21 protein-coding genes are annotated in these 21904 nt (G+C 72.3%); 12 read left to right on the forward strand and 9 right to left on the reverse strand.

The window, feature by feature from the left end:
- Nucleotides 1-136: 136 nt before the first annotated feature.
- Nucleotides 137-862: a hypothetical protein gene (locus GEV10_12265; GenBank protein ID MQA79230.1), complete on the reverse strand. Its 726-nt coding sequence runs from the start codon at nucleotides 860-862 to the stop codon at nucleotides 137-139.
- Nucleotides 863-1069: 207 nt separating this feature from the next.
- Between GEV10_12265 and GEV10_12270 the strand changes: the two genes are divergently transcribed.
- The 3 genes from GEV10_12270 to GEV10_12280 are packed head-to-tail and all read left to right on the forward strand — an operon-like array spanning nucleotide 1070 to nucleotide 2781.
- Nucleotides 1070-1552 (forward strand): CarD family transcriptional regulator, encoded by a 483-nt coding sequence (locus GEV10_12270; GenBank protein MQA79231.1) that lies wholly within the window; start codon nucleotides 1070-1072, stop codon nucleotides 1550-1552.
- A gap of 43 nt (nucleotides 1553-1595) precedes the next feature.
- Nucleotides 1596-2297, forward strand: coding sequence for a 2-C-methyl-D-erythritol 4-phosphate cytidylyltransferase (locus GEV10_12275; protein ID MQA79232.1), 702 nt, complete (start codon nucleotides 1596-1598; stop codon nucleotides 2295-2297).
- Nucleotides 2287-2781: a 2-C-methyl-D-erythritol 2,4-cyclodiphosphate synthase gene (locus GEV10_12280; GenBank protein ID MQA79233.1), complete on the forward strand. Its 495-nt coding sequence runs from the start codon at nucleotides 2287-2289 to the stop codon at nucleotides 2779-2781. Before GEV10_12275 ends, GEV10_12280 begins: the two co-directional genes overlap by 11 nt.
- Before the next feature lie 116 nt (nucleotides 2782-2897).
- Here the strand turns inward: GEV10_12280 and GEV10_12285 are convergent, their stop codons facing one another.
- Nucleotides 2898-4271: a flavoprotein oxidoreductase gene (locus GEV10_12285; protein MQA79234.1), complete on the reverse strand. Its 1374-nt coding sequence runs from the start codon at nucleotides 4269-4271 to the stop codon at nucleotides 2898-2900.
- 151 nt (nucleotides 4272-4422) lie between these two features.
- Between GEV10_12285 and GEV10_12290 the strand changes: the two genes are divergently transcribed.
- A complete protein-coding gene (locus tag GEV10_12290; protein MQA79235.1) occupies nucleotides 4423-5718 on the forward strand; it encodes a tetratricopeptide repeat protein in 1296 nt (431 codons plus the stop codon).
- A complete protein-coding gene (locus GEV10_12295; protein MQA79236.1) occupies nucleotides 5715-6791 on the forward strand; it encodes a tetratricopeptide repeat protein in 1077 nt (358 codons plus the stop codon). The genes GEV10_12290 and GEV10_12295 overlap by 4 nt, the downstream gene beginning before the upstream one ends.
- 9 nt (nucleotides 6792-6800) lie before the next feature.
- Here GEV10_12295 and GEV10_12300 read toward each other — a convergent pair whose 3' ends face one another.
- Entirely contained in the window at nucleotides 6801-8000 is a 1200-nt protein-coding gene (locus tag GEV10_12300) for an S-adenosylmethionine:tRNA ribosyltransferase-isomerase (protein ID MQA79237.1), read from the reverse strand.
- Complete coding sequence (locus GEV10_12305; GenBank protein ID MQA79238.1) at nucleotides 7997-8710, reverse strand: SDR family NAD(P)-dependent oxidoreductase; 714 nt, start codon at nucleotides 8708-8710, stop codon at nucleotides 7997-7999. The genes GEV10_12300 and GEV10_12305 overlap by 4 nt, the downstream gene beginning before the upstream one ends.
- Nucleotides 8711-8862: 152 nt before the next feature.
- Between GEV10_12305 and GEV10_12310 the strand changes: the two genes are divergently transcribed.
- Nucleotides 8863-10005 carry a GAF domain-containing protein gene (locus GEV10_12310; GenBank protein ID MQA79239.1) on the forward strand — a complete coding sequence of 381 codons (1143 nt, stop codon included), beginning with the start codon at nucleotides 8863-8865 and terminating at the stop codon, nucleotides 10003-10005.
- Nucleotides 9998-10636 carry a response regulator gene (locus tag GEV10_12315; protein MQA79240.1) on the forward strand — a complete coding sequence of 213 codons (639 nt, stop codon included), beginning with the start codon at nucleotides 9998-10000 and terminating at the stop codon, nucleotides 10634-10636. Before GEV10_12310 ends, GEV10_12315 begins: the two co-directional genes overlap by 8 nt.
- 10 nt (nucleotides 10637-10646) lie before the next feature.
- Here the strand turns inward: GEV10_12315 and GEV10_12320 are convergent, their stop codons facing one another.
- Complete coding sequence (locus tag GEV10_12320) at nucleotides 10647-11657, reverse strand: hypothetical protein (GenBank protein MQA79241.1); 1011 nt, start codon at nucleotides 11655-11657, stop codon at nucleotides 10647-10649.
- 240 nt (nucleotides 11658-11897) lie between these two features.
- On the opposite strand from GEV10_12320, the gene GEV10_12325 reads away from it, so the two are divergent.
- Together GEV10_12325 and GEV10_12330 are read left to right on the forward strand one after the other, a co-directional pair.
- Nucleotides 11898-13010 carry a DUF222 domain-containing protein gene (locus tag GEV10_12325; GenBank protein MQA79242.1) on the forward strand — a complete coding sequence of 371 codons (1113 nt, stop codon included), beginning with the start codon at nucleotides 11898-11900 and terminating at the stop codon, nucleotides 13008-13010.
- Entirely contained in the window at nucleotides 12985-13236 is a 252-nt protein-coding gene (locus tag GEV10_12330; protein ID MQA79243.1) for a hypothetical protein, read from the forward strand. The genes GEV10_12325 and GEV10_12330 overlap by 26 nt, the downstream gene beginning before the upstream one ends.
- 35 nt (nucleotides 13237-13271) lie before the next feature.
- Here the strand turns inward: GEV10_12330 and GEV10_12335 are convergent, their stop codons facing one another.
- Nucleotides 13272-14555 (reverse strand): hypothetical protein, encoded by a 1284-nt coding sequence (locus tag GEV10_12335; GenBank protein MQA79244.1) that lies wholly within the window; start codon nucleotides 14553-14555, stop codon nucleotides 13272-13274.
- A gap of 170 nt (nucleotides 14556-14725) precedes the next feature.
- Nucleotides 14726-15118 (reverse strand): hypothetical protein, encoded by a 393-nt coding sequence (locus GEV10_12340; GenBank protein MQA79245.1) that lies wholly within the window; start codon nucleotides 15116-15118, stop codon nucleotides 14726-14728.
- A gap of 178 nt (nucleotides 15119-15296) precedes the next feature.
- Between GEV10_12340 and GEV10_12345 the strand changes: the two genes are divergently transcribed.
- From GEV10_12345 to GEV10_12355, 3 genes are read left to right on the forward strand one after another with little or no spacing between them, the layout of a single operon-like run.
- Entirely contained in the window at nucleotides 15297-17018 is a 1722-nt protein-coding gene (locus GEV10_12345) for an ATP-binding cassette domain-containing protein (GenBank protein ID MQA79246.1), read from the forward strand.
- Nucleotides 17015-18772, forward strand: coding sequence for an ATP-binding cassette domain-containing protein (locus GEV10_12350; protein ID MQA79247.1), 1758 nt, complete (start codon nucleotides 17015-17017; stop codon nucleotides 18770-18772). Before GEV10_12345 ends, GEV10_12350 begins: the two co-directional genes overlap by 4 nt.
- A 23-nt stretch (nucleotides 18773-18795) precedes the next feature.
- Nucleotides 18796-19725, forward strand: a complete 930-nt coding sequence (locus GEV10_12355) for a TIGR03560 family F420-dependent LLM class oxidoreductase (protein MQA79248.1) — start codon at nucleotides 18796-18798, stop codon at nucleotides 19723-19725.
- Nucleotides 19726-19836: 111 nt separating this feature from the next.
- Here GEV10_12355 and GEV10_12360 read toward each other — a convergent pair whose 3' ends face one another.
- The gene (locus GEV10_12360; GenBank protein MQA79249.1) at nucleotides 19837-21063 is read right to left on the reverse strand and encodes an aminotransferase class I/II-fold pyridoxal phosphate-dependent enzyme; all 1227 of its coding nucleotides are present in this window, start codon (nucleotides 21061-21063) and stop codon (nucleotides 19837-19839) included.
- 12 nt (nucleotides 21064-21075) lie between these two features.
- Nucleotides 21076-21888 carry an FCD domain-containing protein gene (locus GEV10_12365; GenBank protein ID MQA79250.1) on the reverse strand — a complete coding sequence of 271 codons (813 nt, stop codon included), beginning with the start codon at nucleotides 21886-21888 and terminating at the stop codon, nucleotides 21076-21078.
- Nucleotides 21889-21904 lie beyond the last annotated feature (16 nt).

Raw genomic sequence — 21904 nt, forward strand, 5'->3', positions numbered from 1 at the left:
CGGCGGGAGACCCGTCGACGGTTGCCGTACTCGACATCGGTGAAACTGGCCTGATCGCTGCGCACACCTCATCATTCCGCGATCCCCAGCACCCAGCCAGACGGCACCCCGGACGAACCAGAAAATCAGCGCATCCCTAGGACGCGAGCTCGGTCAGGCGTTGCCGGGACAGGCCGGCGCCGTCCTGCAGGCCGCGGACGACGTCGACGACCGTGCCGTCGCCGGTGACGAGCACGGCGGACAGTCCGGTCGGCCGGTAGCGCTTGGCCAGGGGATCCTGGGCGCCGTCGAGGACGCGTGGGTAGCGCCCGCCGCGGTCGGCGAGCGCGTCGACCTCGCGGTGGTCGCCGCTGAGGTACACGGCGACGCCCGCCGCGCGTGCGGTCGAGGTGAGGTCGTCGACGCTCGTCGTGCAGCGGCAGTCGGCGGGCACCGCGACGACGACGGCGGTGCGGACCGAGGCCAGGTTGCGGCGCGTGCCGTCGACCGTGACGGTGGTGTCGGGCAACGGCCGGCCGACGCCGGTGCCTCCGGTCGACACCGCGCCGTCGCGCGGGGTGTCGCCGACGCGGGCCGGGTTGGCCGACCGCGGGCCGAGCAGGCTCATCACGCCGCCGAGCACGGCCGTGACGATGAGGGCGATCGCGATGACCGGGGCGAGGACGCCGTACGGGCCGAGCCGGCGGAAGCCGGGGACGTAGCGCTGGAGGCGGTCCTGGCGGCGTTGCCTACGTATCTCGCGGCGGTACGCCTGGACCTCGCGGTCGAGCTCACGCAGGTCGTCCGGGACGACGACGTCGACATCGGGCAGACCGTCGTCGTTCCACTCGGACCCACGCCCGAGATCCTCACCGGTCGCCATCGTCCCAGTATGCGCCGTCCGATCCGGGCCCGCACGGCCGGACCCCGCGGGCGGACGGACGGTCGCCGCCGTGGAAGTGGAACCGCGCGCGTGCCATGTGACGCGCTGTTTGTCAAGGCGGCAAACCCGCTCTGACCTGCGGAAACGCAACGAGTACGCGATCCGCGCCGTGGTAGTATTAGAGGCAGCGGAAGGGGAACTTCACACATGACGTTCAAGGTTGGCGATACCGTCGTCTACCCCCATCACGGGGCTGCCCTCATCGAATCCATCGAGAACCGCGTCGTCGCCGGCGAGAACAAGGACTACCTCGTCCTGAAGATCACGCAAGGTGACCTGACGGTCATGGTTCCTGCCGACAACGCGGAGATCGTGGGCGTTCGCGACGTCGTGGGCCGGGACGGGCTGGAGAAGGTGTTCGACGTGCTGCGCGCGCCGCACACCGAGGAGCCGACGAACTGGTCCCGCAGATACAAGGCCAACCTGGAGAAGCTCGCCTCCGGTGACGTCAACAAGGTCGCCGAGGTCGTCCGCGACCTCTGGCGCCGCGACCGGGAGCGCGGTCTCTCCGCCGGAGAGAAGCGCATGCTCGCCAAGGCCAGGCAGATCCTCGTGAGCGAGCTCGCCCTCGCCGAGAACACCAACGAGGACAAGGCCGAGGCCCTGCTCGACGAGGTACTCGCTTCCTGATCAGGTCCACCGTCGTGATCCCGCCCGCTAGCGGCGGGATCTCGTGACTGTCGCCGCCATCGTCCCGGCCGCCGGCCGGGGCGAGCGGCTGGGTCCCGGTGCCCCCAAGGCGTTGCGGACCATCGCCGGCGTCCCGATGCTCGTCCACGCCGTACGGTCGCTCGCCGCCGCCCGACTGGTCGACACCGTCGTGGTCGCCGCACCGCTCGACGAGGTCGCCGCCGTCCGGTCGATGCTCGCCGGACACGAGTTCGCCGCCGACGTCGACGTCATCGCGGGCGGCGACACCCGGCAGGACTCCGTCCGGCTCGCACTGCGGGCCCTCGCCGGTGACGTCGATACCGTGCTCGTCCACGACGCCGCGCGCCCGCTCGCGCCCCCCGAGCTCGCCGACTCCGTGGTCCGCACGATCCGCACCGGGGCCGAGGCGGTGGTCCCGTCCGCGCCGGTGGTCGACACCGTGAAGGAGGTCGACCTCGCCGGACGCGTCGTCCGTACCATCGACCGCACCCAGCTGCGTGCCGCGCAGACACCCCAGGGCTTCCGCCGCGACGTGCTCGAACGCGCCCACGAGGCGGCCGACGCGTCCGCGCCCGCCACCGACGACGCCGGGCTCGTCGAGCGGCTCGGCCGTCCGGTCGTCGTCATCCCGGGCGCCGAGGAGGCGTTCAAGGTGACCAGTCCGGTCGACCTGGTCCTCGCCGAGGTCGTCCTCACCAGGCAGCGCAGCGCCCATGGCCGCTGACGGCCCGCCCGTGCCGCGCGTCGGACTCGGTGTCGACGTCCACCCACTGGTGTCCGACAAGCCGCTCTGGCTCGCCGGCCTGCACTGGCCGGACGAACCCCTCGGGCTGGCCGGCCACTCCGACGGCGACATCGTGGCGCACGCGGCGTGCGACGCCCTGCTCTCCGCGGCCGGGCTCGGTGACCTCGGCACGCAGTACGGCACGTCCGACCCGCGCTGGAGCAGCGCGTCCGGCGAGGCGTTCCTCGTCGAGACCGGTCACCGGGTCCGCGACGCCGGCTTCGTGATCGGCAACGTCGCGGTGCAGCTCGTCGGGGAACGGCCGAAGATCGGTCCGCGCCGCGCGGAGGCGGAGAAGGTCCTCGGCGAGGCGCTCGGCGCGCCCGTCTCGGTCGGCGCGAGCACGACGGAGGGCCTCGGCCTTACCGGCCGCGGCGAGGGCCTCGCCGCCCTCGCGACCGCGATCGTCTGGCAGGCGCCGTAGCGCCGGGGTCCCGGCACCGTTGATCACGGTGACGTGATCAACGTGGACTTCACCCAGCGCCGGGACGAGGTGAAGTCCACCTCGGTGAGGTGAAGCACCGCCGACCTGCCCAGTCGTCAGGACGACGCGACGATGTCGGCGGCCTTGCGGGCGGCGATGAGCACCGGGTCCCACACCGGCGAGAACGGCGGGGCGTACGACAGGTCGACCATGGACAGCTCACCGACGGTCATCTCGTTCCAGAGTGCGAGCGCGCAGGTGTCGATGCGCTTGGCCGCACCCTCGCGGCCGACGATCTGCACGCCGAGCAGCCGCCCGCTGCCGATCTCGGCGAGCACCTTGACGGTGATCGGCCGGGCGCCGGGGAAGTAGCCGGCCCTCGTCGTGGAGTCGACCTTGGCCACGACGTACTCGAAGCCGGCGGCCGTCGCGTCCTTCTCGCGGAGTCCGGTACGCCCGATCTCCAGGTCGCAGACCTTGCTCACCGCCGTGCGCACGATGCCGGGGAAGGTCGCGTACCCACCGCCGATGTTCGTGCCGGCGACCCTGCCCTGCTTGTTGGCGTGGGTGCCGAGCGGGACGTGGGTCCACGACTGCGACACCCGGTCGAACGACTCGACGCAGTCGCCCGCCGCCCAGATGTCGTCCTGACCGGCGACCGTCATCCGCAGGTCGGTGCGGATCGCGCCGCTGTCGCCGAGACGCAGCCCGGCGTCTCGCGCGAGCGCGGTGGCCGGTCGTACGCCGGTGCCGAGCACGACGAGGTCGGCGGGGTACGTCGTGCCGCCCGCCACGACCGCGCTCACCCAGCCGCCGGCGGTCTCGATCCCCTCGACCGCGGTGTCGGTGACGACGTCGATGCCGAGGCCCGTCATGGCGTCGCGGAGCTGGGCGCCCATGTCGGGGTCGAGCGTCGTCATCGGCTGTGGCGCCCGGTCGACGAGCGTCACGTCGAGGCCGTGCCGCAGCATCGCCTCGGCCATCTCCACGCCGATGTAGCCCCCGCCGATCACCACCGCGCGTCGCGGCGCGCGGTCGTCAAGGGCCGCGAGCAGCGCGTACCCGTCGTCGAGCGTCTGCACGCCGAAGACCCCGTCGGAGTCGACGCCGGGAACGGGTGGCCGCGCGGGTGCCGCGCCTGTCGCGACGACGAGCTTGTCGAACGGCTCCGTGTACTCGCGTCCTTCCGCCTGGTCGTAGGCCGTGACCTCGCGGCGGTCGACGTCGATGCCGGTGACCTCGGTGCGCAGCCGGACGTCGATGCCGCGCCTGCGGTGCTCGTCGGGAGAGCGCGCCACCAGGTCGTCGGGCTCGCCCACGTCGCCCGCCACCCAGTACGGGATGCCGCACGCGGAGTACGACGTGAACGCACCCCGCTCGAACGCCACCACCTCGAGCTCGTCGCCGGCCAGTCGGTGCGCCTGGCTGGCGGCGGTCATGCCACCCGCGTCGCCGCCGACGACGACGAGCCGTGTACGCGTCGCTGCCATACGGTGATGATCGCACCCGGGCCGTCCCTGATTCGCCCGCCCGGTCCACGTCTCTGGTTCACTGGCAGACTGGTGGAGGAAACCTTCCGTCCACGGCGGTCGTCGTACCCCGCGCTCCGGTACCGACACCCACGACACAGAGGGATGTTCCATGCCCGACGCGGACTCGCCGCTCATCGCCAGCTTGCGCGCAGCCGTCACCGCCGCACCGGACGACGTGCCGTTGCGTGTCCACCTCGCCGAGCTGCTGCTCGCCGCGGGTGACCAGCAGGGAGCCATCGAGCACGCGGCCGCGGCGTTGCAGCGCGACCCCGGCTCCGACCAGGCGCGCGCCCTGATGACGCGGGCGATGGCCGATCCGGCGTCCTCCTCGTCCGCTCCGTCCCCGGCCCAGGGGGAGCCCCGGCAGCCCACGTCCGGCGACACCGAGGACGGGACCGAGGCGCAGACCGAGCAGCCATCCCGGCAGGACGGCGAGTTCGACTGGGGCAGGCTCGAGGACGAGTTCCGCGGCGTGGTGCAGCCGATGTACGTCGACGAGCAGGGCAACGAGGTGCCCGACGTCTCGGCGTTCGAGGTCGAGCAGGCGGGCATCCGCCTCGCCGACGTCGGCGGCCTGCAGGACGTCAAGGACCGGCTCGAGGCGTCTTTCCTCGCCCCGATGCGCAACCCGGAGCTGCGCAAGCTCTACGGTAAGCAGCTGCGCGGCGGCCTGCTCCTCTACGGGCCGCCCGGCTGCGGCAAGACGTTCATCGCGAGGGCCGTCGCCGGCGAGATGGGCGCGCAGTTCATCTCGGTCTCCATCACCGACGTCCTCGAGATGTGGATCGGGTCGAGCGAGAAGAACCTGCACGAGCTGTTCGAGACCGCCAGGCGCAATACGCCGTGCGTGGTGTTCCTCGACGAGCTCGACGCGATTGGCCAGAAGCGCAGCCACACCCGGTCGTCCGGCATGCGGACGACGGTCAACCAGCTGCTCACCGAGCTCGACGGCGTCGCCAACAACAACGACGGCGTCTTCGTTCTCGGCGCGACCAACGCCCCGTGGGACGTCGACCCCGCGCTGCGCCGGCCGGGCCGGTTCGACCGCGTGGTCCTCGTGCTCCCGCCGGACGAGGACGCGCGCGAGGCGATCGTGAAGTACCACCTGCGGGGCCGCCCGATCGCCGGCGTCGACGCGCGCAGGATCGCCAAGGCGACCGACGGGTACTCCGGCGCCGATCTCGCGCACCTGTGCGACACCGCGGCCGAGCGCGCGCTGCTCGACGCCGTCCGCTCCGGTGAGGCACGGATGGTCGAGATGCGCGACTTCGACGGCGCGCTGCCGGAGGTCAGGCCGTCGATCGGTCCGTGGCTCGACGTCGCGAAGAACGTCGCCCTGTTCGCGAACGAGGGCGGCGCGTACAACGAGCTGCTGCGTTACCTGAAGAAGCGAAAGCTGGCATGAGCGCTGAGCCGACGGGACTCGACCCCGAGGTCGTACGCGCCCGCGTCCTGATCGACGCCGGTCGCTGCGACGAGGCGCGCGTCCTGCTGCAGACCTCGCTCGCCCGCGAACCCGACGACGGCGGGCTGTGGTGCCTCCTCGCCTTGTGCATGGTCAGGCTCGACCAGCCCGGGGAGGCCATCTCGGCGGCCCGCCGCGCCGCCGCGCTCGAGCCGGCCGAGGAGTGGCCGCACCGGCTCGCGAGCATCGCGTACTGCGCGCAGCGCGACTACGCCAACGCCACCGCCGCCGCCCGCGAGGCCGTACGACGCGAGCCGAGTCTGTGGCAGACGCACGCGCAGCTGGCCCTGGCCACTCACGAGCTGAAGGACCGCGCGTCGCTCGACGAGGCCTGGCAGGCGGCGTCGTACGCGACGTCGCTGGCGCCCAACGAGGCCGAGAGCCACTTCGTGATGGGTGTCGTGGCGCAGGAGAGGGGCCAGAACGCCATCGCCGAGAGCGCGTACCACAAGGTGCTCTCCCTCGACCCGAACCACGCGGCCGCGATGAACAACCTCGGCCTCGTCCAGCTGCGCCGCGGCAAGATCCACGAGGCGACCGAGGGCTTCACCTCGTCGCTGCGCAGCGACCCGCGGCTCGACGTCGCGCGTGCCAACGTCGAGTCGGTCGGCTGGCGGTTGATGACGTTCGCGTACTACATCGCGTTCGGCGGCTTCTGGATCCTGCGCATCCTCGTCACCACGTACGCCGATCAGGGAGCGCTCGGCTACGGGCTCCGTGCTGCCGTCGGTGCCGCCCTGCTCGCGGTCTGGGTCGTGCTCGGCGTGAAGATGATCGGCGGGCTGCCCGCCACCGCCCGCGGGTACCTGTTCTCGCTGCCGCGGCGCAACCTCGGCTTCGCGCTGATGTCCCTCGGGGTCAGCGTGTGCGTACTCGGTTCGATGTTCGGCGCGTTCGCACCCGCGTCGCTCGCGATGTACGGCCTCTACGTCGCCATCGTCGCCATCTTCGTCAGCTTCGTCACCTCCTGGGTGGTGACGATCCGCGCCTGGCGCGCCCGCAAGTCCCGCTGACGGCTCACCTCAGGGGATGATGAGGTTGACGTCGCCGAACTCGTGCCACAGGTAGCGCTCGGCCAGGGCGGCGCTGTAGGTGCGGCGCAGCACGCCGCGGCCGGCGACGGCCTCGAGCATCAGCAGGTGGGAGGCCCGCGGCTCGTGCAGGCCGGTGAGCAGGCCGTCGACCGCCCGCACGCCGCGGTCGGGGGTCACCACCAGGTCGGTCCAGCCCGAGCCGGGGGTGACCCGGCCGTACGTGTCCGTCACAGTCTCCAGCGCCCGGACGACGGTGGTGCCGACGGCGACGACGCGGGCGCCGGACGCCCTGGCCGACGCGACGACGCGCGCCGTCGAGGCGGGGACGGAGTACCACTCGGGGTACGGCTTCTCGTGGGCCTCGGGTGAGGCCACGCCGGTGTGCAGGGTCAACGGCGCGACGACAACGCCGCGCGAGACGAGGCGCGTCACCAGCTCCGCGGTGAACGGGCGCGCCGCACTCGGCATCTCCGCGCTGCCCGGCTCGGTGGCGAACACCGTCTGGTACGCGTCGAGCGGCCAGTCCCTGCGGACGTAGCCGTACCTGATCGGACGGCCGTGCCCGGCGAGGTAGGCGGTGACGCTCGGCACGTCGAGCGCACCGACCCAGAGTCGCCCGGGCGAGTACGGCGCGCGGAGCGTCAGGGTGTGCCCGCCGGGCATCGTGATCTCGTCGCCGGCGCGGCCCGTGTCGTCGCGCTCGCCGCCACGGCGGAGCTCGACGACCCAGTCGCCGCCCGGCTGTTCGGTGGAGAAGTTGACCGAGCGGCCGTCCCCGATGTCGACCGCCGCCGGCAGCGTGCCGGACACGTTCACCACCAGGACGTCGCCCGGCGCCAGCTGGTCGGGCAGGTCGGCGAACCGGTGGTGGCTCACCGCGCCGGTGCCGATGCGGCTCACGAGCAGCCGGACGTCGTCGCGTCCGTCGCCACGCGCCTCGGCGGGCTCGTGCGCCTCGAGCTCGGGCGGCAACGTGAAGTCGAGCCGCTCGCCGGCCGCCGCGGACGACGGGATTGTCGCCGGCGGTCCGGTGTCGGGCACGTCGGGACGGGACAGGAGCGTCGGTCTCAGCAGCCCGCGCCCGCTTCCTCGCTCGCCTCCGGCAGGTGTCGCGACAACGCACTGCCCGGTCCCGGCCTCCGACGCGACCCCTACCTGCGGCTCCCTCGTCAGCTCCTGCGCTCTCATGCCGACACTGCCAGCAGGTCGCTCGCCCGGTACCTGCCGCTGGCGGGCCGCTCGGTCACCAGCCGGACGAACGCCGGCACCACGGTCCCGGGCAGCGGACGGTCGGAGATGTCCTCGTCGGGGAACGCCTCCTGGTGCATTCGCGTGCGCAGGTCGCCCGGGTCGACCCACCACACCCGGACGTCCGGCTCCTCCGCGGCGAGGATCGCGGACGCCTGCTCCAGTGCCGCCTTCGTCGCGCCGTACCCGCCCCAGCCCTCGTACGGCTCGACCGCGGCGTCGGACGTCACGTTGACGACGGCGCCCGCGTTCGCCCGGAGGGCTGGCAGCACGCGCTGCGTCAGCGTCCATGGCGCGACGAGGTTCGCCTCGACGACCTCGCGCAGGACATCGGCGGGGTAGTCGGCCACGGACGGCTGCGGGCTCGGCCCGAGGATCCCGGCGCTGTTGACCAGCAGGTGGAGTGAGCCGAGTCCGCCTGCCGCACGCACCAGCTCGGCCTGGTGTGCGGGGTCCCTGACGTCGCCGGGGACCGCGGTCACGCCGGTGATGTCGCCCACCGCCGCGGCCAGCGTCGTCGCGTCGCGCCCGTCGACGACGACCTGCCAGCCGGCCCCGGCGAGCCCTCTGGTCAGGGCGAGCCCGAGTCCGCGCGAGGCGCCCGTCACTATCGCCACCTGTGCCTGTGCCTGTGTCTGTGTCGCAGTCATGTCCGCAGTCTGGGTCGCCGCCCCCGCTCCGGGCAGCGGTCCCTGAGCCCGCCCGTGCTCGGTCGTTCGTCCTAGGACCGCCGTCCGATGACCAGGGGCGTCGCCGCGGGTAGCCTCGGCCAGATGAGCACGGGGATGGGTGGGTCGGCCAGATGAGCACGGGGATGGGTGAGTCGGCGGCGTCGTTGCACGCGCTGAGCTCGGCCGTGCTCGCCCTCAACCAGCACCTCGACGTCCGTGGCGTGCTGCGCATGGTCGTCGAATCGGCGCGTACGCTCCTCGGCGCGCGGTACGCCGCGCTCGGCATCCCAGACGACCACGGCTCGTTCGCGGAGTTCGTGGCTGTCGGCATCCCCGACGAGCAGTGGGACGCCATCGGGCCGCTGCCGCACCAGCACGGCCTGCTCGCGGTGATGCTGACCGACTCGCAGCCGCAGCGCCTCGACGACATCCGTCGGCACCCGAGCTTCGACGGCTGGCCCAAGGCGCACCCGGTGCTGAAGGACTTCCTCGGCATGCCGATCCTCGCCGACGAGCAGATCGTCGGCGCGATCTACCTGGCCAACAAGGAGACCCCCGGCGGCTTCACCAAGGACGACGAGGAGCTGCTGCGCGTCTTCGCCGCCCACGCGGCGATCGCGTTGACGAACGCGCGGCTCCACGAGCGCAACCGCGAGCTCACCGTCGTCGAGGAACGGCACCGGCTGGCCAGGGAGCTGCACGACGCGGTGTCGCAGAAGCTCTTCTCGCTGCGGCTCACCGCGAGTGCCGTCGGTGCGCTCGTCGGCAAGGAGCCCGACCGGGCGAGGACCGAGCTGCAGCGCATCCACGACCTTGCATCAGAGGCGGTCGGCGAGCTGCGTTCGGTGATCTGGGAGCTGCGTCCCGCGGATCTGCGTGACGACGGGCTCGTCGCCGTCCTCCGCCAGCACGTCAAGGTGCTCGACCGCATCCACGAGCCGACGGTCGAGTGGCGGGCACCCTGCGTGCCGCACCTCGACGACGCGCGCGCCACCGTGGTCGTCCGCATCGCGCAGGAGGCGTTGCACAACGCCCTGCGGCACGCCGACCCGAGCCACGTGCAGGTCACCCTCAACTGCCGCGACGGCGGGGGCGCGATGCTCGTGGTCGCCGACGACGGCGTCGGGTTCGACCCGGACGAGGCAGAGCGCAGTTCGCGACGCCTCGGTCTCGGCTCGATGCGCACGCGGGCGGAGGCCGTCGGCGGCGACCTCACCATCACGTCGAGCCCCGGCAAGGGCACGACCGTACGGCTGGAGCTGCCAGATGGGTGACGTGATCCGGGTCCTGGTCGTCGACGACCACCCCGTCGTGCGGCAGGGCCTGCGCGTGTTCCTCGACCTGCAGGACGACCTGGAGGTCGTCGGCGAGGCGGGCGACGGCGCCGAGGCCGTCGACCGGGTCGCGGAACTCCTTCCCGACGTCGTGCTGCTCGACCTGAAGATGCCGGGCGTCGACGGTGTCGAGACGCTGCGCATGCTCCGCGAGCGCGACGTCCGTGCCAAGGTGCTCGTGGTCACGAGCTTCACCGACCCGGCCGCGGTGGTGCCCGCGATCCGTGCGGGCGCCGTCGGCTACCTCTACAAGGACGTCGCGCCCGAGGCGCTCGCGCAGGGCATCAGGTCGGTCCACGCGGGGCACGCCCTCATGGCGCCTGAGGTCGCGACGCTGCTCGCGTCCGGCGAGCCCGAACGAGACCGCGGCCTCGCGAGCCTCACCCAACGCGAGCGCGAGGTGCTCGGCGAGCTCGCGCGCGGGCGGTCCAACAGGGAGATCGCCCGGGCGTTCCGGCTGGCCGAGAAGACGGTCAAGACCCACGTCTCCAGCATCTTGATGAAGCTCGGCGTCGCCGACCGCACCCAGGCGGCCCTCTACGCCCAGCGGCACGGCCTGGGCGAGAGCTGACGCCCTGGCCTCAGCCTCGCGGGTCCGCCGGGAGGCGCGCGAGCAGGAGCGACACGAGGCAGGCGAGCGACGCCGCCGTGCCGAGCAGCACGAGGGCGCCGAGCGTGGGTGGGTACCAGGAGGGCAGCGGTCCTTCGACGAGGTGGTAGCCCTCGAAGTTCTTCCACCCGACCGGGTTGCCGGCCAGGGCCACGAGCATCCACCCCAGGCAGGCCGTGCCGACCAGTCCGCCGAACACGCGCACCGCGCCGGCTCGCCGCGGTGTCTCTCGCCATGCGTACCGTGCGAGGACGATCGCGGCGACCGCGAGGACGACGCCGACCACCGCCAGCGCCGCCGCGACCCCGTAGGCCTCACGGGCGGCCTCCGCGATGTGGTGGCCGCCGCTGCCGGCGACGATCTCGTCCACCCGCAGGCCGTCGACGCGGGCCGCGACGGCGGGGAAGTTGAGGGCCGAGATCGCCAGCGCGGCCGCGGCGGCGATCAGCACCGCGGGCGCGAACGGACGTGGCGAGAGCGGCAGTCGTACGGCGGGACGGTCACGGGCGAGCCACGCGACGGTCGCCGGCCGGGCCAGGACGACGAGGGCGGTGACCGCGCCCGCAGCGGCCAGCAGCACGGGGGCGGTGCGCACCACGGCGTACGGGAGTGGCGCCCCCTCGGTGCCGTAGGCGCAGGCGTCGCCGCCGCCGAAGTCGCAGATCGGTGCCGCCAGTCCCACGAAGAAGAGCATGAGGAACGCCAGGGCCGCGACCACGCCGGTCAGGGTGAGCGCGACACCGGTCGAGCGGCCGCGGCTGCGCAGCATCGACCTGCGGACGAGGACGCAGAACACGACGGGAAGCGCGAGGAACACCGCCTCGGCGAGGATCCCGCCCGCCGCCACCTCCAGGTCGGCGTTCTGCGCGGTGAGCACGTACGCCGCCGCGTCGACGGAGACGATCGCCGCGCAGGCGAGAGGCACGGTCAGGAGGGTGAGTGCCGCGAGGCGGGGTGGGCTCGGTGGGCTCGGCGTCGACATGCGGCCTTCGACCTTCGTCTGTTGCGGACGGTTCCCATCCGCGCGGTGCAGGGTGCTTCGGTCCGCTGCCCGACCCCCAAAAGCGCGCATCTACGGGGTGAGGCAGCTCCCTGGGCGCCGCACTCCCCGCTGGCTGCGTGGTCTCGGAGCGCCTGCTTGCGCGCCTGCTTGCGCGGCTGCGGAACTGTTATTCATCCGTGACATTAAGCCGCTCTCGGGTGTCCGATATTTCCCGATCTCATGTCGGTACCGGGGTCTAGCCTGGGGTTTATGGACGGCGACAAGACCACACCCGGCACCGCGGACGCGGTGTGGGAACGCGCCCTCACCGCCCGGGAAATGGTCGCGTCGTTGGCCGTCACCGACCTCGGTGTCCTCGGCCACGACGACGTCGACGGGGTCCTGGCCGTGGTGGAGGAGACCGCTTGGATGCTGCCGAGTGTGCAGCAGGGTCTGGTGCGGCAGGTCCGCGACCGGGGGATGCACGCCGACCGGCAGTACAAGTCGCCGGTGCCGTACCTGCGAGACCTGCTGCGGATCACCGAACCCGACGCCGCCGCCCGGGTCCGGGCGGTGGAACGGTTCCAGCCCCGCACCACCGTGTCGGGGGAGGTGTTGCCGCCGTTGTTCCCGCGGGTCGCCGCCGCGCAGGTGTGCGGGGTGATCTCCGCTGGGCATGCGTCGGTGATCGCTGAGGCGTTGCGGAAGCTCCCGGCCGCGGTCGACGAGCCGATCAGGGTGGCCGCGGAGGAACGACTCGTGCAGACCGCGGGTGAGGTGGATCCGGTGCGGCTGCGGTCCGCGGCCAAGCACCTGGCCGCGGTGCTGGACCCCGACGGGGTCCTCGCGACCGAGCAGGAGCAGCGGGAGGGTCAGGAGTTCACCCTGACCCCGGACCTGCACGGCATGTACTCACTCCGTGGCCGCCTCGACGCCCCCACCGCCAACGTCGTCTCCCTCGCGGTCGAGGCACTGGCCAAGCCGACACCCAGCGCGGATGGGACCCCGGACCTGCGGACCGCGACCCGGCGCCGCGCCGACGCACTCGGGCGGCTCGCCGCGATGGCGCTGGACCATCCGACGATGCCGACCACGGGTGGGCACCGCCCACAGGTCATCGCCACGGTGACTCTCGCGGAGCTCCAGGCTCGCGTGGGGACCGGGAGGCTGAACAACGGCGCACCCGTCTCCGTCCACGAGCTGCTCAAGACCGCCTGCCAGGCCGACACCACCCTCGCCGTGTTCGGCTCGCAGGGGGAGGTCCTGCACTACGGCCGGTCCCAGCGGCTCGCACCACCCGCACTACGTCGGGCGCTCATCGCCAGGGATCACGGGTGTGGTGGCCGGGTGTGACGCGCCACCGCAGTACACCCAGGCCCACCACGTCACCTGGTGGTCCCGAGGCGGCACCACCGACATCGACAACCTCGCCCTGGTCTGCACCGTCCACCACACCGCCATCCACGACGGCACCGTCGACCTGACCATGAGCAACGGCCGCGCGCACACCATCCCACCTCGGTGGCTCGACCCGACACAGAGACCGAGACTGAACCGCGTCCACGACCGACCACCCTGACGCAGGGCGAGTTGTCAAAGGCAAGGTCCGGTCGGTCAGAGGAAGTAGCGGAGCCAGACGTAGGCGAACGCTAGCGGGACGGTGACGCCGGCGACGACGATGCCGTACTTCGTGAACGTCCAGAAGCTGATCGGATGGCCCTGGCTGCGCGCGACGCCGATGGCCACGACGTTGGCGCTCGCTCCCACGGCCGTCGCGTTGCCGCCTAGGTCGGCGCCGAGCGCGAGCGCCCACCACAGGGCCTCGCGGGTGCCGGCGTCGCCGATCGAGGCGCCGAACTCCTCGACGATCGGCAGCATCGTCGCCACGAACGGGATGGTGTCGATGATCCCGCCGATGATCGTCGAGCCGGCCATCAGGCCGCCCGCCGCGAGCAGGTACCTGTCGCCGACGACGTCAATGGCCGCCTTGCCGACGGCGTCGATCACGCCGGTGTGGACGAGGCCGCCGACGAGGACGAAGAGGCCCATGAAGAAGACGAGCGTCTCCCACTCGACCTCCTCGAGGAACTCGGCCGCGGAGCTGCGGTTCACCAGCACGATGAGACCGGCGCCGAGCATCGCGATGACCGACGGCTCGAGGCCGAGCCTGGTGTGGAGGACGAAGCCGACGATGACCAGACCGATCACCGCCAGGCACTTGACCACGCCGGCGCGATCCTTGAGCGCGGCGTCCTCGTCCATCGCCATCATCGCGGCGACCCGTTCCGGGTGGTACTGCAGCGCGGACCTGAACATGATGCGGCACAGCCCGAGGAACACCAGGAGGAGCACGACGGTGATCGGCGCGAGGTTGACGAGGAAGTCGTCGAACGACAGGCCCGCACGCAGCCCGATCATGATGTTCGGCGGGTCGCCGATGAGGGTCGCGGTGCCGCCGATGTTCGCGGCGAACACCTCGGCGAGCACGAACGGCACCGGCGGCAGGGCGAGGCGTCCGCACACGGCGAACGTCACGGGCGCGACGAGCAGCATCACGGTGACGCTGTCGAGGAACGCCGAGATGAGCGCGGTGACGACCACCAGCATCACCATCAGCCGGAACGGCCGGCCACCGCTGCGCTTGGCGGCCCAGATGGCGAGGTACTCGAACAGTCCCGTCTGCTTGGTGACGCTGACCACCATCATCATGCCGAACAGCAGGAAGATGACGTTCCAGTCGACGCCCGTCTCCTCGGAGAAGAAGGCGGTGTGGGTGTCGACGATGCCGACGACGGACATGGCCGCCACGCCGAGGAGCACGGCGACGACGCGGTTCACGCGTTCGGATGCGATGAGTGCGAACGCGAGGGTGAAGAGGGAAACGGCAACGATGGCCATGGCGGGCTCCTGGAAGGGCTCGCGCGTGCTCACGGCCTCCGCGGGTGCCGGACGTCCGTCCGGGTACGCGAGGAGACGTGGCCCGCAGATGGGCGGGTCACGGGATCTCTCCACGGGATGCGTGAGCACGGGCACGCGTGGCGTGCCCGTGGGATGTCAGCCCGCGGAGATCAGCGGGCCGGGGGAGCGCGGTGCCTGGGCAGGCCGACCGCGAAGACGCGCCGGGGCGGCACGGGACGCCGCGGACGCGCCGCCGTCAGTCGGGCCAGCAGGGCGAGCAGTGCGGCGCTCATGCCGACGGTCGCCAGCGGGAGCAGGCCCGACGCGCCGGGCAGCAGGTCGCCCGCGGTTATCTGCGGGGGCGTGAGCGGCGGGCGGTCGGTGTCGGACGGCGCGGTGATCACCGGACCGGCGGTCGACGATCTCGTGCCGGGGTCGGCGCGGGACACGGACGGGACCGCGACGCCCACGACGGCGCACGCGAGCAGGACCGCGGCGAGCAGGTGGAGCACCCCGCGGGCTCGCGAGGACACGAAGCGGGCGACGGCGAGGTCTGCGCCCATGGCGTCTCCCCTCGTCGCGGGCCCGACGTTCCTGCCGCTACTTTACCTTTCCATTACCATGCCACCAAACCCGCGGCTCCCGGCGGCGTCGGCCGGAGACGAACGGTGACGTCGGCGGTCGATGGCTCGAAAACCCTTTGCTCAGAGGCCTTTGGGCTCCGTAGCGTCGTTGCCTGCCATGAAGACACTCCCCCTGCCGGATCCCGGCCATGCCGACGTGCGCTCACCCGCGCGGTACCTCGCGTGGGTGGGGCGGAAGCAGCTGGTCACGATCGCGGGCGGGTCGGCGTTCGGCATCGTCTGGATGGTCGCGCAGGCGGTCATGCCGGCGATCATCGGTCGCGGTGTCGACGACGGTGTCACCGGCCGCGACCTGGGGGCGTTGCTCGGCTGGGGGGCGGTACTGCTGCTCGCCGGCGGCGTGCAGGCGGGCGCCGGCATCGCGCGGCACCGCTTCGCCGTCACCAACTGGCTGACGGCGGCGTACCGCACCGTGCAGCTCGTCGTCCGGCATGCGACGGGTCTCGGCGCCACCCTGCCGAAGCGGGTCGCGACCGGGGAGGTCGTGAGCGTCGGCGCGACCGACATCGCCTACATCGGCAACGCGATGGAGGTGACCGGACGCCTCGCGGGAGCGGTGGTCTCGTTCGTGGTCGTCGCGTTTATCCTGCTGGGGTCTTCGATGGTGCTTGGTCTCGTCGTGCTGATCGGCGTCCCCGTGCTCGTCGTCGCGCTCGGCCCGATCCTGCGCCCGCTGCACCGCAGGCAGGCCGAGCAACGCGAGCTCACCGGCAGGCTCAACACCCTGGCGGGCGACATCGTCGCCGGGCTGCGCGTCGTCCGCGGCATCGGCGGCGAGGACACGTTCAACGGGCGCTACCACGCCGCGTCCCAGCGGGTACGCGCGTCGGGTGTCCGGGTCGCGCGGGTGCACTCGGTGCTCGACGCGCTGCAGATCCTGCTGCCCGGCGTGTTCGTCGTGTTCGTCACCTGGCTCGGCGCCAGGTTCGCGGTCGCCGGGCAGATCTCCGCGGGTGAGCTCGTCGCGTTCTACGGGTACGCGGCGTTCCTCGTCATGCCGCTCACGACGGCGACGGAGGCGGTGCACAAGGTCACCCGTGCGCTCGTGGCGTCCCGCCGTGTCGTCGACATCCTGCGGATCGAGCCCGAGGTGCACGACACGGCGCGGCAGGCGCCGCCGCCCGCCGACTCGGTGCTCGTCGACGTCGCGTCGGGCGTGCGGATCGAGGCGGGGCTGCTCACGGTCGTCGCGACGGCGCAGCCGGCCGAGGGCGCGGCGATCGCCGACCGGCTCGGCCGGTACGTCGACGCCGACGTGCGCTGGGGCGAGGTGCCCCTCGCCGACGTGGCGGTCGACGAGGTGCGGCGGCGCATCGTCGTCCACGACACGGAGAGCCGGTTGTTCACCGGTCGGCTGCGTGACGAGCTCGACCCGACCGGCGCGGCGATGGGCGAGGACGTGCTCGCGGCGCTGCGGACGGCGTCCGCCGAGGACGTCCTCGAGGCCCTCGACGGTGGCGTCGAGGCGCAGGTCGAGGAGCGCGGCCGGACGTTCTCCGGCGGGCAGCGGCAGCGGCTGATGCTCGCGCGGGTGCTGGTCGCCGACCCCGAGGTGCTGGTGCTCGTGGAGCCGACGTCGGCGGTCGACGCCCACACCGAGGCGCGGATCGCCGGACGTCTCGGTGCGGCGCGCGCCGGACGTACGACGGTGGTCGTGTCGTCCAGCCCGCTGGTGCTCGACCGCGCCGACCGGGTCGTCCTCGTCGAGGACGGCCGCGTGACGCACGAGGGCACCCACCGCGGGCTGCTCGCGGAGTCGCAGCACTACCGCGCCGTGGTGACGCGGGAGGAGACCGAGGAAGAGGAGGTGACGGCGTGAGCAGGAAGCTGCCCGTCGCGAGCGGCAGGGACGTGCGCGCGTACGTCCGGTCGCTGGCGCGCCGGCATCCGCGCGCGCTCGCCGGCACCGTTGCGCTGCACGGCCTCGCCGCCGTCAGCGGACTCGCCGGTCCCTATCTCCTCGGCCGGCTGGTCCAGGGCGTCGTCGACGGCACGTCGACGACGCGGGTCGACATGTTCGCCCTGGTGCTCGCGTCGTTCCTGCTGGTGCAGACCGTCCTCACCCGGATGGCGCGGTTCGCGTCGCTCGCGTTCGGCGAGCGGGTGATGGCCGAGCTGCGCGAGGACTTCGTGTCGAGCGCGCTGTCGCTGCCGCTCGGCACGGTGGAGAGCGCGGGCACCGGTGACCTCACCACCCGTTCGTCGCGTGACGTCGAGTCGCTCGCGCGCAGCGTCAGGTACGCCGTGCCGGAGACCGCGATCGCGATCGTCACGGTCGTGTTCACCCTCGGCGCGCTGGTATTCGTCGGCCTGCTCGTGGCGCTGCCGTGCGTGCTCGGCGTACCGATCCTGTGGGCGAGCACGCGGTGGTACCTGCGTCGTGCGCCCGCCGGCTACCTGCGTGAGGACGCCGCGTACGCAGAGATCAACGCGAGCCTCGCCGAGACGGTCGAGGGTGCGCGCACCGTCGAGGCACTGCGGCTGCGGCAGCGGCGCATCGACCGCACCGACGACGACATCCGTGAGTCGTACAATGCCGAGCGCTACACGCTGTTCCTGCGCACGGTGTGGTTCCCGACCGTGGAGGTCGCGTACATCCTCCCCGTCGTCGCCACGCTGGTGCTCGGCGGCGTGCTGTACGCGTACGACCTGGCCACGATCGCGCAGGTCACGACGGCCACGCTGTACGTGCAGCAGCTCGTCGACCCGGTCGACCGGCTGATCTCCTGGCTCGACGAGTTCCAGGTCGGCGCGGCCTCGCTCGCCCGGTTGCTCGGTGTGCGGGTCGTGCCCGACGACCGCGAGGAGACGGGTCGGCAGCCGGCGGGCGACCACCTGGTGGCCACGGACGTGCGGTTCTCGTACACGCCGGGACGCGAGGTGCTGCACGGCATCGACCTCGACGTCCGTACCGGCGAGCGCCTCGCGGTGGTCGGGCCGAGCGGCGCGGGCAAGTCCACCCTCGGACGCCTGCTCGCCGGCATCCACCCGCCGGGCGACGGCGCGGTGACCATGGGTGGCGTCGGGCTCACCGAGCTGCCGCTCGACGACCTGCGCAGGCGCGTGGCCCTGGTGACCCAGGAGCACCACGTGTTCGTCGGGTCGGTACGCGACAACCTCGTGATGGCGATCCCCGACGCGTCCGACGCGTCCGACGCCGCCGTCCGCCGGGCACTCGACGCGGTCGACGCGATGGACTGGGTCGACGCGCTGCCCGACGGTCTCGACACCGCGGTCGGCTCCGGCGGGCGCGTCCTCACCCCCGCGCAGGCGCAGCAGCTCGCGCTGGCGCGGCTGGTCCTCGCCGACCCGCACACGTTGGTGCTCGACGAGGCCACGTCGCTCATCGACCCGCGGGCGGCGCGGCACCTGGAGCGCTCGCTCGGCGCGGTGCTCGACGGCCGCACGGTCGTCGCGATCGCCCACCGGCTGCAGACCGCCCACGACGCCGACCGCGTCGCGGTCGTCGAGGACGGCCGGCTGTCCGAGCTGGGCAGCCACGACGAGCTCGTCGCCGCCGGCGGCCCGTACGCCGCGCTCTGGCGCTCCTGGCACGGCGACGACACGTCGTAGGCCAGGTGCGACAGGATGGCGGCATGGATCTTCGCATCTTCATCGAGCCGCAGCAGGGCGCCACTTACGACGACCAGCTCCGGGTCGCCAAGGCGACCGAGGAGCTCGGGTTCGACGCGTTCTTCCGGTCCGACCACTACCTGCACATGGGGGGCGTCGACCCGCTGCCCGGGCCTACCGACTCGTGGGTCACGCTCGCGGGCCTCGCCAGGGAGACCGAGCGGATCAGGCTCGGCACCCTGGTCACCTCGGCGACGTTCCGGCACCCGGGACCGCTCGCCATCGCGGTGGCGCAGGTCGACCAGATGAGCGGCGGGCGCGTCGAGCTGGGGCTCGGCGCCGGCTGGTTCGCGGCGGAGCACCAGGCGTACGCGATCCCGTTCCCCGACATCCGGGAGCGGTTCGACCGGCTGGAGGAGCAGCTCGCGATCGTGCTGGGACTGTGGGACAACCCGACCGGTGAGACCTTCGGCTATCGCGGCACGCACCACGAGGTCAGCGGGTCACCCGGGCTGCCCAAGCCGACCCAGCGACCGCATCCGCCGGTGATCATCGGCGGGAGCGGCAGGACCCGGACACCGGCGCTCGCGGCGTCGTACGCCGACGAGTTCAACGCGAACTTCATGACGGTCGAGCGCACGCAGCAGCAGTACGCGCGCGTGCACCAGGCGTGCGAGGCGATCGACCGCGATCCGTCGACGCTCATCTACTCGGTCGCGCTGCCGGTCTTCGCCGGCAAGGACGACGCGACGGTGACCCGCCGCCTGGAGTTCGCCGGACGCGACCGCGCCGATGCGGCTGTCACCGGGCTCGTCGGTACGGGAGCCGAGATCGTCGACCGGATCGGCGCCTACGCCGGCGCGGGCGCCTCGCGCGTCTACCTCCAGGTGCTCGACCTGGCCGACCACGACCACCTGGAGTACCTGGCCGCCGAGGTGCTCGCACAGGTCTGAGCGCCGGCGGCACCCCAGCCGCATACCTGGTGAAGGGCACCCTCACCGGGCCAGAACACGGTGAGGGTGCCCCTCACGGGTTGCTGTTGGTCGCGACCCATGAGGACGTGCTCAGAGGCGGCCTTCGGCGATGCCGGTCAGGGTGTCGGCGATGCGGTCGAGGGTCACCGACCACACGCTCTCCTCCTGGGCGAAGCAGATGCGAAACGATCCGACGCCACGGGGACCGAACTGGTAGCCGGGGTTGACGATCACGCGCGCCTGCTCCAGCAGGATCCGTGCGACGTCCTGGTCGGAGCGGCCGAGTGCCTTCACGCTGGGGAACATGTACGACGTGCCCTGGGCGCGGTGGATCTCCACCATGTCGAGCGCGCTCAGCCGTTCGTACGCCATGTCGCGGACCGCCTGGTACTCCTCGATGCGCTGCTCGAGGAACTCGGTGTCCTCGCGGAGCCAGCGGCGCAGGATGTGCTGCGCGTAGGCGGGAGCGCGGATCGCGGTGATCGACTGGACGTCCTCGATCCGGTTCAGCACCTCGGGTGGCGCGACGACGCAGCCCACCCGGAAGCCGGACATCTGCTCCGTCTTCGACGGGCCGAGCAGCGTGATCGTGCGCTCCCTCATGCCGGGGAGCGCGGTCAGGTGGTGGAACGGGCGGCCGTCGTAGACGAGTCGCGAGTAGAGCTGGTCGACGAGGACGACGACGTCGTGTGCGAGCGCGATCTCGCCGATCCTGCGCACCGTGGCGTCGTCGTAGACGGCGCCGGTCGGGTTGTTGGGGTGCGAGAGCACGAGCAGGCGCAGCCCGGCCCGGGCCGCCGACTCCAGGGCGTCGAGGTCGACGACGGGCCCCTGCGGGGTCAGCTCGAGCGCGACGTGGACGACCTCGGCGCCGCAGAAGCGCAGCATCCGCTCCGTCGAGAGGTACTCGGGGTCGAGGAGTGCGACCCGGTCGCCCTCCTCGACCAGCGCGGAGACGGCGCCGAACAGTCCGGCCTGGGTGCCTGGTGTCAGCGCCAGGTCGGTGTCCGGGTCGATCGCGATGCCGAGGAAGCGCGTGATCGAGTCGGCCACGTCGGCGCGGACGATCCTGCTGCCGCGGTAGGGCGTGTAGGCCTCGGCGCCGCCCTCGGCCGCCCGGACGAAGTCGGGGACGACCCACGACGGCGGCGGGTAGCGCTTGGTGTCGGCGTACGTGAGGTTCAGCAGCTGCTGACCGTCGGCGAAGATCTCGAACGCTCGCTCGGCTTCGCCCACCGACATGCCGATCTGGTCGGCTCGTTCGGGCAGCTGCAGGCGATCGACGCGGAGCGGGCGTCGCGCGATCTCGATGGTCATCAGGCAGCCTCCTCAGGCGCTGTCGTCACGTGTCAGGTCGCCGTCGGTCTGTGCGGCTGCGCCGTCGGCGCCCACGGTCGCGCCCTCGTCGGCGAGCTGCAACATCACCGTCGCCCCGCGGGCGATGTGCGCGTCGGTCAGGGCGCGCACCTCCTCGGCGTCGCGGCGGCGGCAGGCGTTCAGGATGGCGTCGTGCTCGCTCAGCGAGCTCGACGCGCCGTCGCGGTACGAGGCGAACGCGAGGATGTAGCGGTCGGACGCGTCGCGCAGTCGCTCGACCTCGGCGACGGCCCTGCTGTAGCCGGACCCCTCGTAGATCGTGCGGTGGAACGCGCGGTCGAGTGTCACGAACCGCCGCCAGTCGGCGGCGACGGTGGCCGCGGCCATGTAGCCGAGGAGGGCGTCGAGCGTCGCGAACGCCCGGTCGTCGAGCTTGTCGCCGCCCGCGGCCGCGAGCATGCCCTCCAGCGCGCGGCGCATCGCGTAGAGCTCCTCGATCGCGTTGTGCGAGAGGGGCGCGACGATCGCGGAGTGGTGCGGGCGCAGCTGGATGAGCCCGTCGCTCTCGAGCTTGAGCAGCGCCTGGCGCAGCGGCATCCGGCTCACCGCGAGCGACTCGGCGAGCTGGTCCTGGTCGAGCCGGGCTCCGGGAGCCAGCTCGCCGGTCAGGACGAGCTCGCGGAGCCGCTGGTAGGCGAACTCCGCCTTCGTCTGGAAGGCCCGCGCACCGGCGGACTCGCCTGCGGAGAAGGGGAGATCGGACGGGGTCATGGCCGGCAGCCTACAAGACTTGATCCAATATCTGAACCCGCCTATGACGGACATCGCTGCAGCATATGGA

This window comes from Streptosporangiales bacterium (genome assembly GCA_009379955.1).
In the GTDB taxonomy this organism is placed as follows: domain Bacteria; phylum Actinomycetota; class Actinomycetes; order Streptosporangiales; family WHST01; genus WHST01.

What these genes read in the sequence shown, in the direction of transcription:
- GEV10_12265 (MQA79230.1), bottom strand. Translation starts at nt 862, where the DNA reads ATGGCGACCGGTGAGGATCTCGGGCGTGGGTCCGAGTGGAACGACGAC.
- GEV10_12270 (MQA79231.1), top strand. Translation starts at nt 1,070, where the DNA reads ATGACGTTCAAGGTTGGCGATACCGTCGTCTACCCCCATCACGGGGCT.
- GEV10_12280 (MQA79233.1), top strand. Translation starts at nt 2,287, where the DNA reads ATGGCCGCTGACGGCCCGCCCGTGCCGCGCGTCGGACTCGGTGTCGAC.
- GEV10_12285 (MQA79234.1), bottom strand. Translation starts at nt 4,271, where the DNA reads ATGGCAGCGACGCGTACACGGCTCGTCGTCGTCGGCGGCGACGCGGGT.
- GEV10_12290 (MQA79235.1), top strand. Translation starts at nt 4,423, where the DNA reads ATGCCCGACGCGGACTCGCCGCTCATCGCCAGCTTGCGCGCAGCCGTC.
- GEV10_12295 (MQA79236.1), top strand. Translation starts at nt 5,715, where the DNA reads ATGAGCGCTGAGCCGACGGGACTCGACCCCGAGGTCGTACGCGCCCGC.
- GEV10_12300 (MQA79237.1), bottom strand. Translation starts at nt 8,000, where the DNA reads ATGAGAGCGCAGGAGCTGACGAGGGAGCCGCAGGTAGGGGTCGCGTCG.
- GEV10_12305 (MQA79238.1), bottom strand. Translation starts at nt 8,710, where the DNA reads ATGACTGCGACACAGACACAGGCACAGGCACAGGTGGCGATAGTGACG.
- GEV10_12310 (MQA79239.1), top strand. Translation starts at nt 8,863, where the DNA reads ATGAGCACGGGGATGGGTGAGTCGGCGGCGTCGTTGCACGCGCTGAGC.
- GEV10_12315 (MQA79240.1), top strand. Translation starts at nt 9,998, where the DNA reads ATGGGTGACGTGATCCGGGTCCTGGTCGTCGACGACCACCCCGTCGTG.
- GEV10_12320 (MQA79241.1), bottom strand. Translation starts at nt 11,657, where the DNA reads ATGTCGACGCCGAGCCCACCGAGCCCACCCCGCCTCGCGGCACTCACC.
- GEV10_12325 (MQA79242.1), top strand. Translation starts at nt 11,898, where the DNA reads ATGTCGGTACCGGGGTCTAGCCTGGGGTTTATGGACGGCGACAAGACC.
- GEV10_12335 (MQA79244.1), bottom strand. Translation starts at nt 14,555, where the DNA reads ATGGCCATCGTTGCCGTTTCCCTCTTCACCCTCGCGTTCGCACTCATC.
- GEV10_12340 (MQA79245.1), bottom strand. Translation starts at nt 15,118, where the DNA reads ATGGGCGCAGACCTCGCCGTCGCCCGCTTCGTGTCCTCGCGAGCCCGC.
- GEV10_12345 (MQA79246.1), top strand. Translation starts at nt 15,297, where the DNA reads ATGAAGACACTCCCCCTGCCGGATCCCGGCCATGCCGACGTGCGCTCA.
- GEV10_12355 (MQA79248.1), top strand. Translation starts at nt 18,796, where the DNA reads ATGGATCTTCGCATCTTCATCGAGCCGCAGCAGGGCGCCACTTACGAC.
- GEV10_12360 (MQA79249.1), bottom strand. Translation starts at nt 21,063, where the DNA reads ATGACCATCGAGATCGCGCGACGCCCGCTCCGCGTCGATCGCCTGCAG.
- GEV10_12365 (MQA79250.1), bottom strand. Translation starts at nt 21,888, where the DNA reads ATGTCCGTCATAGGCGGGTTCAGATATTGGATCAAGTCTTGTAGGCTG.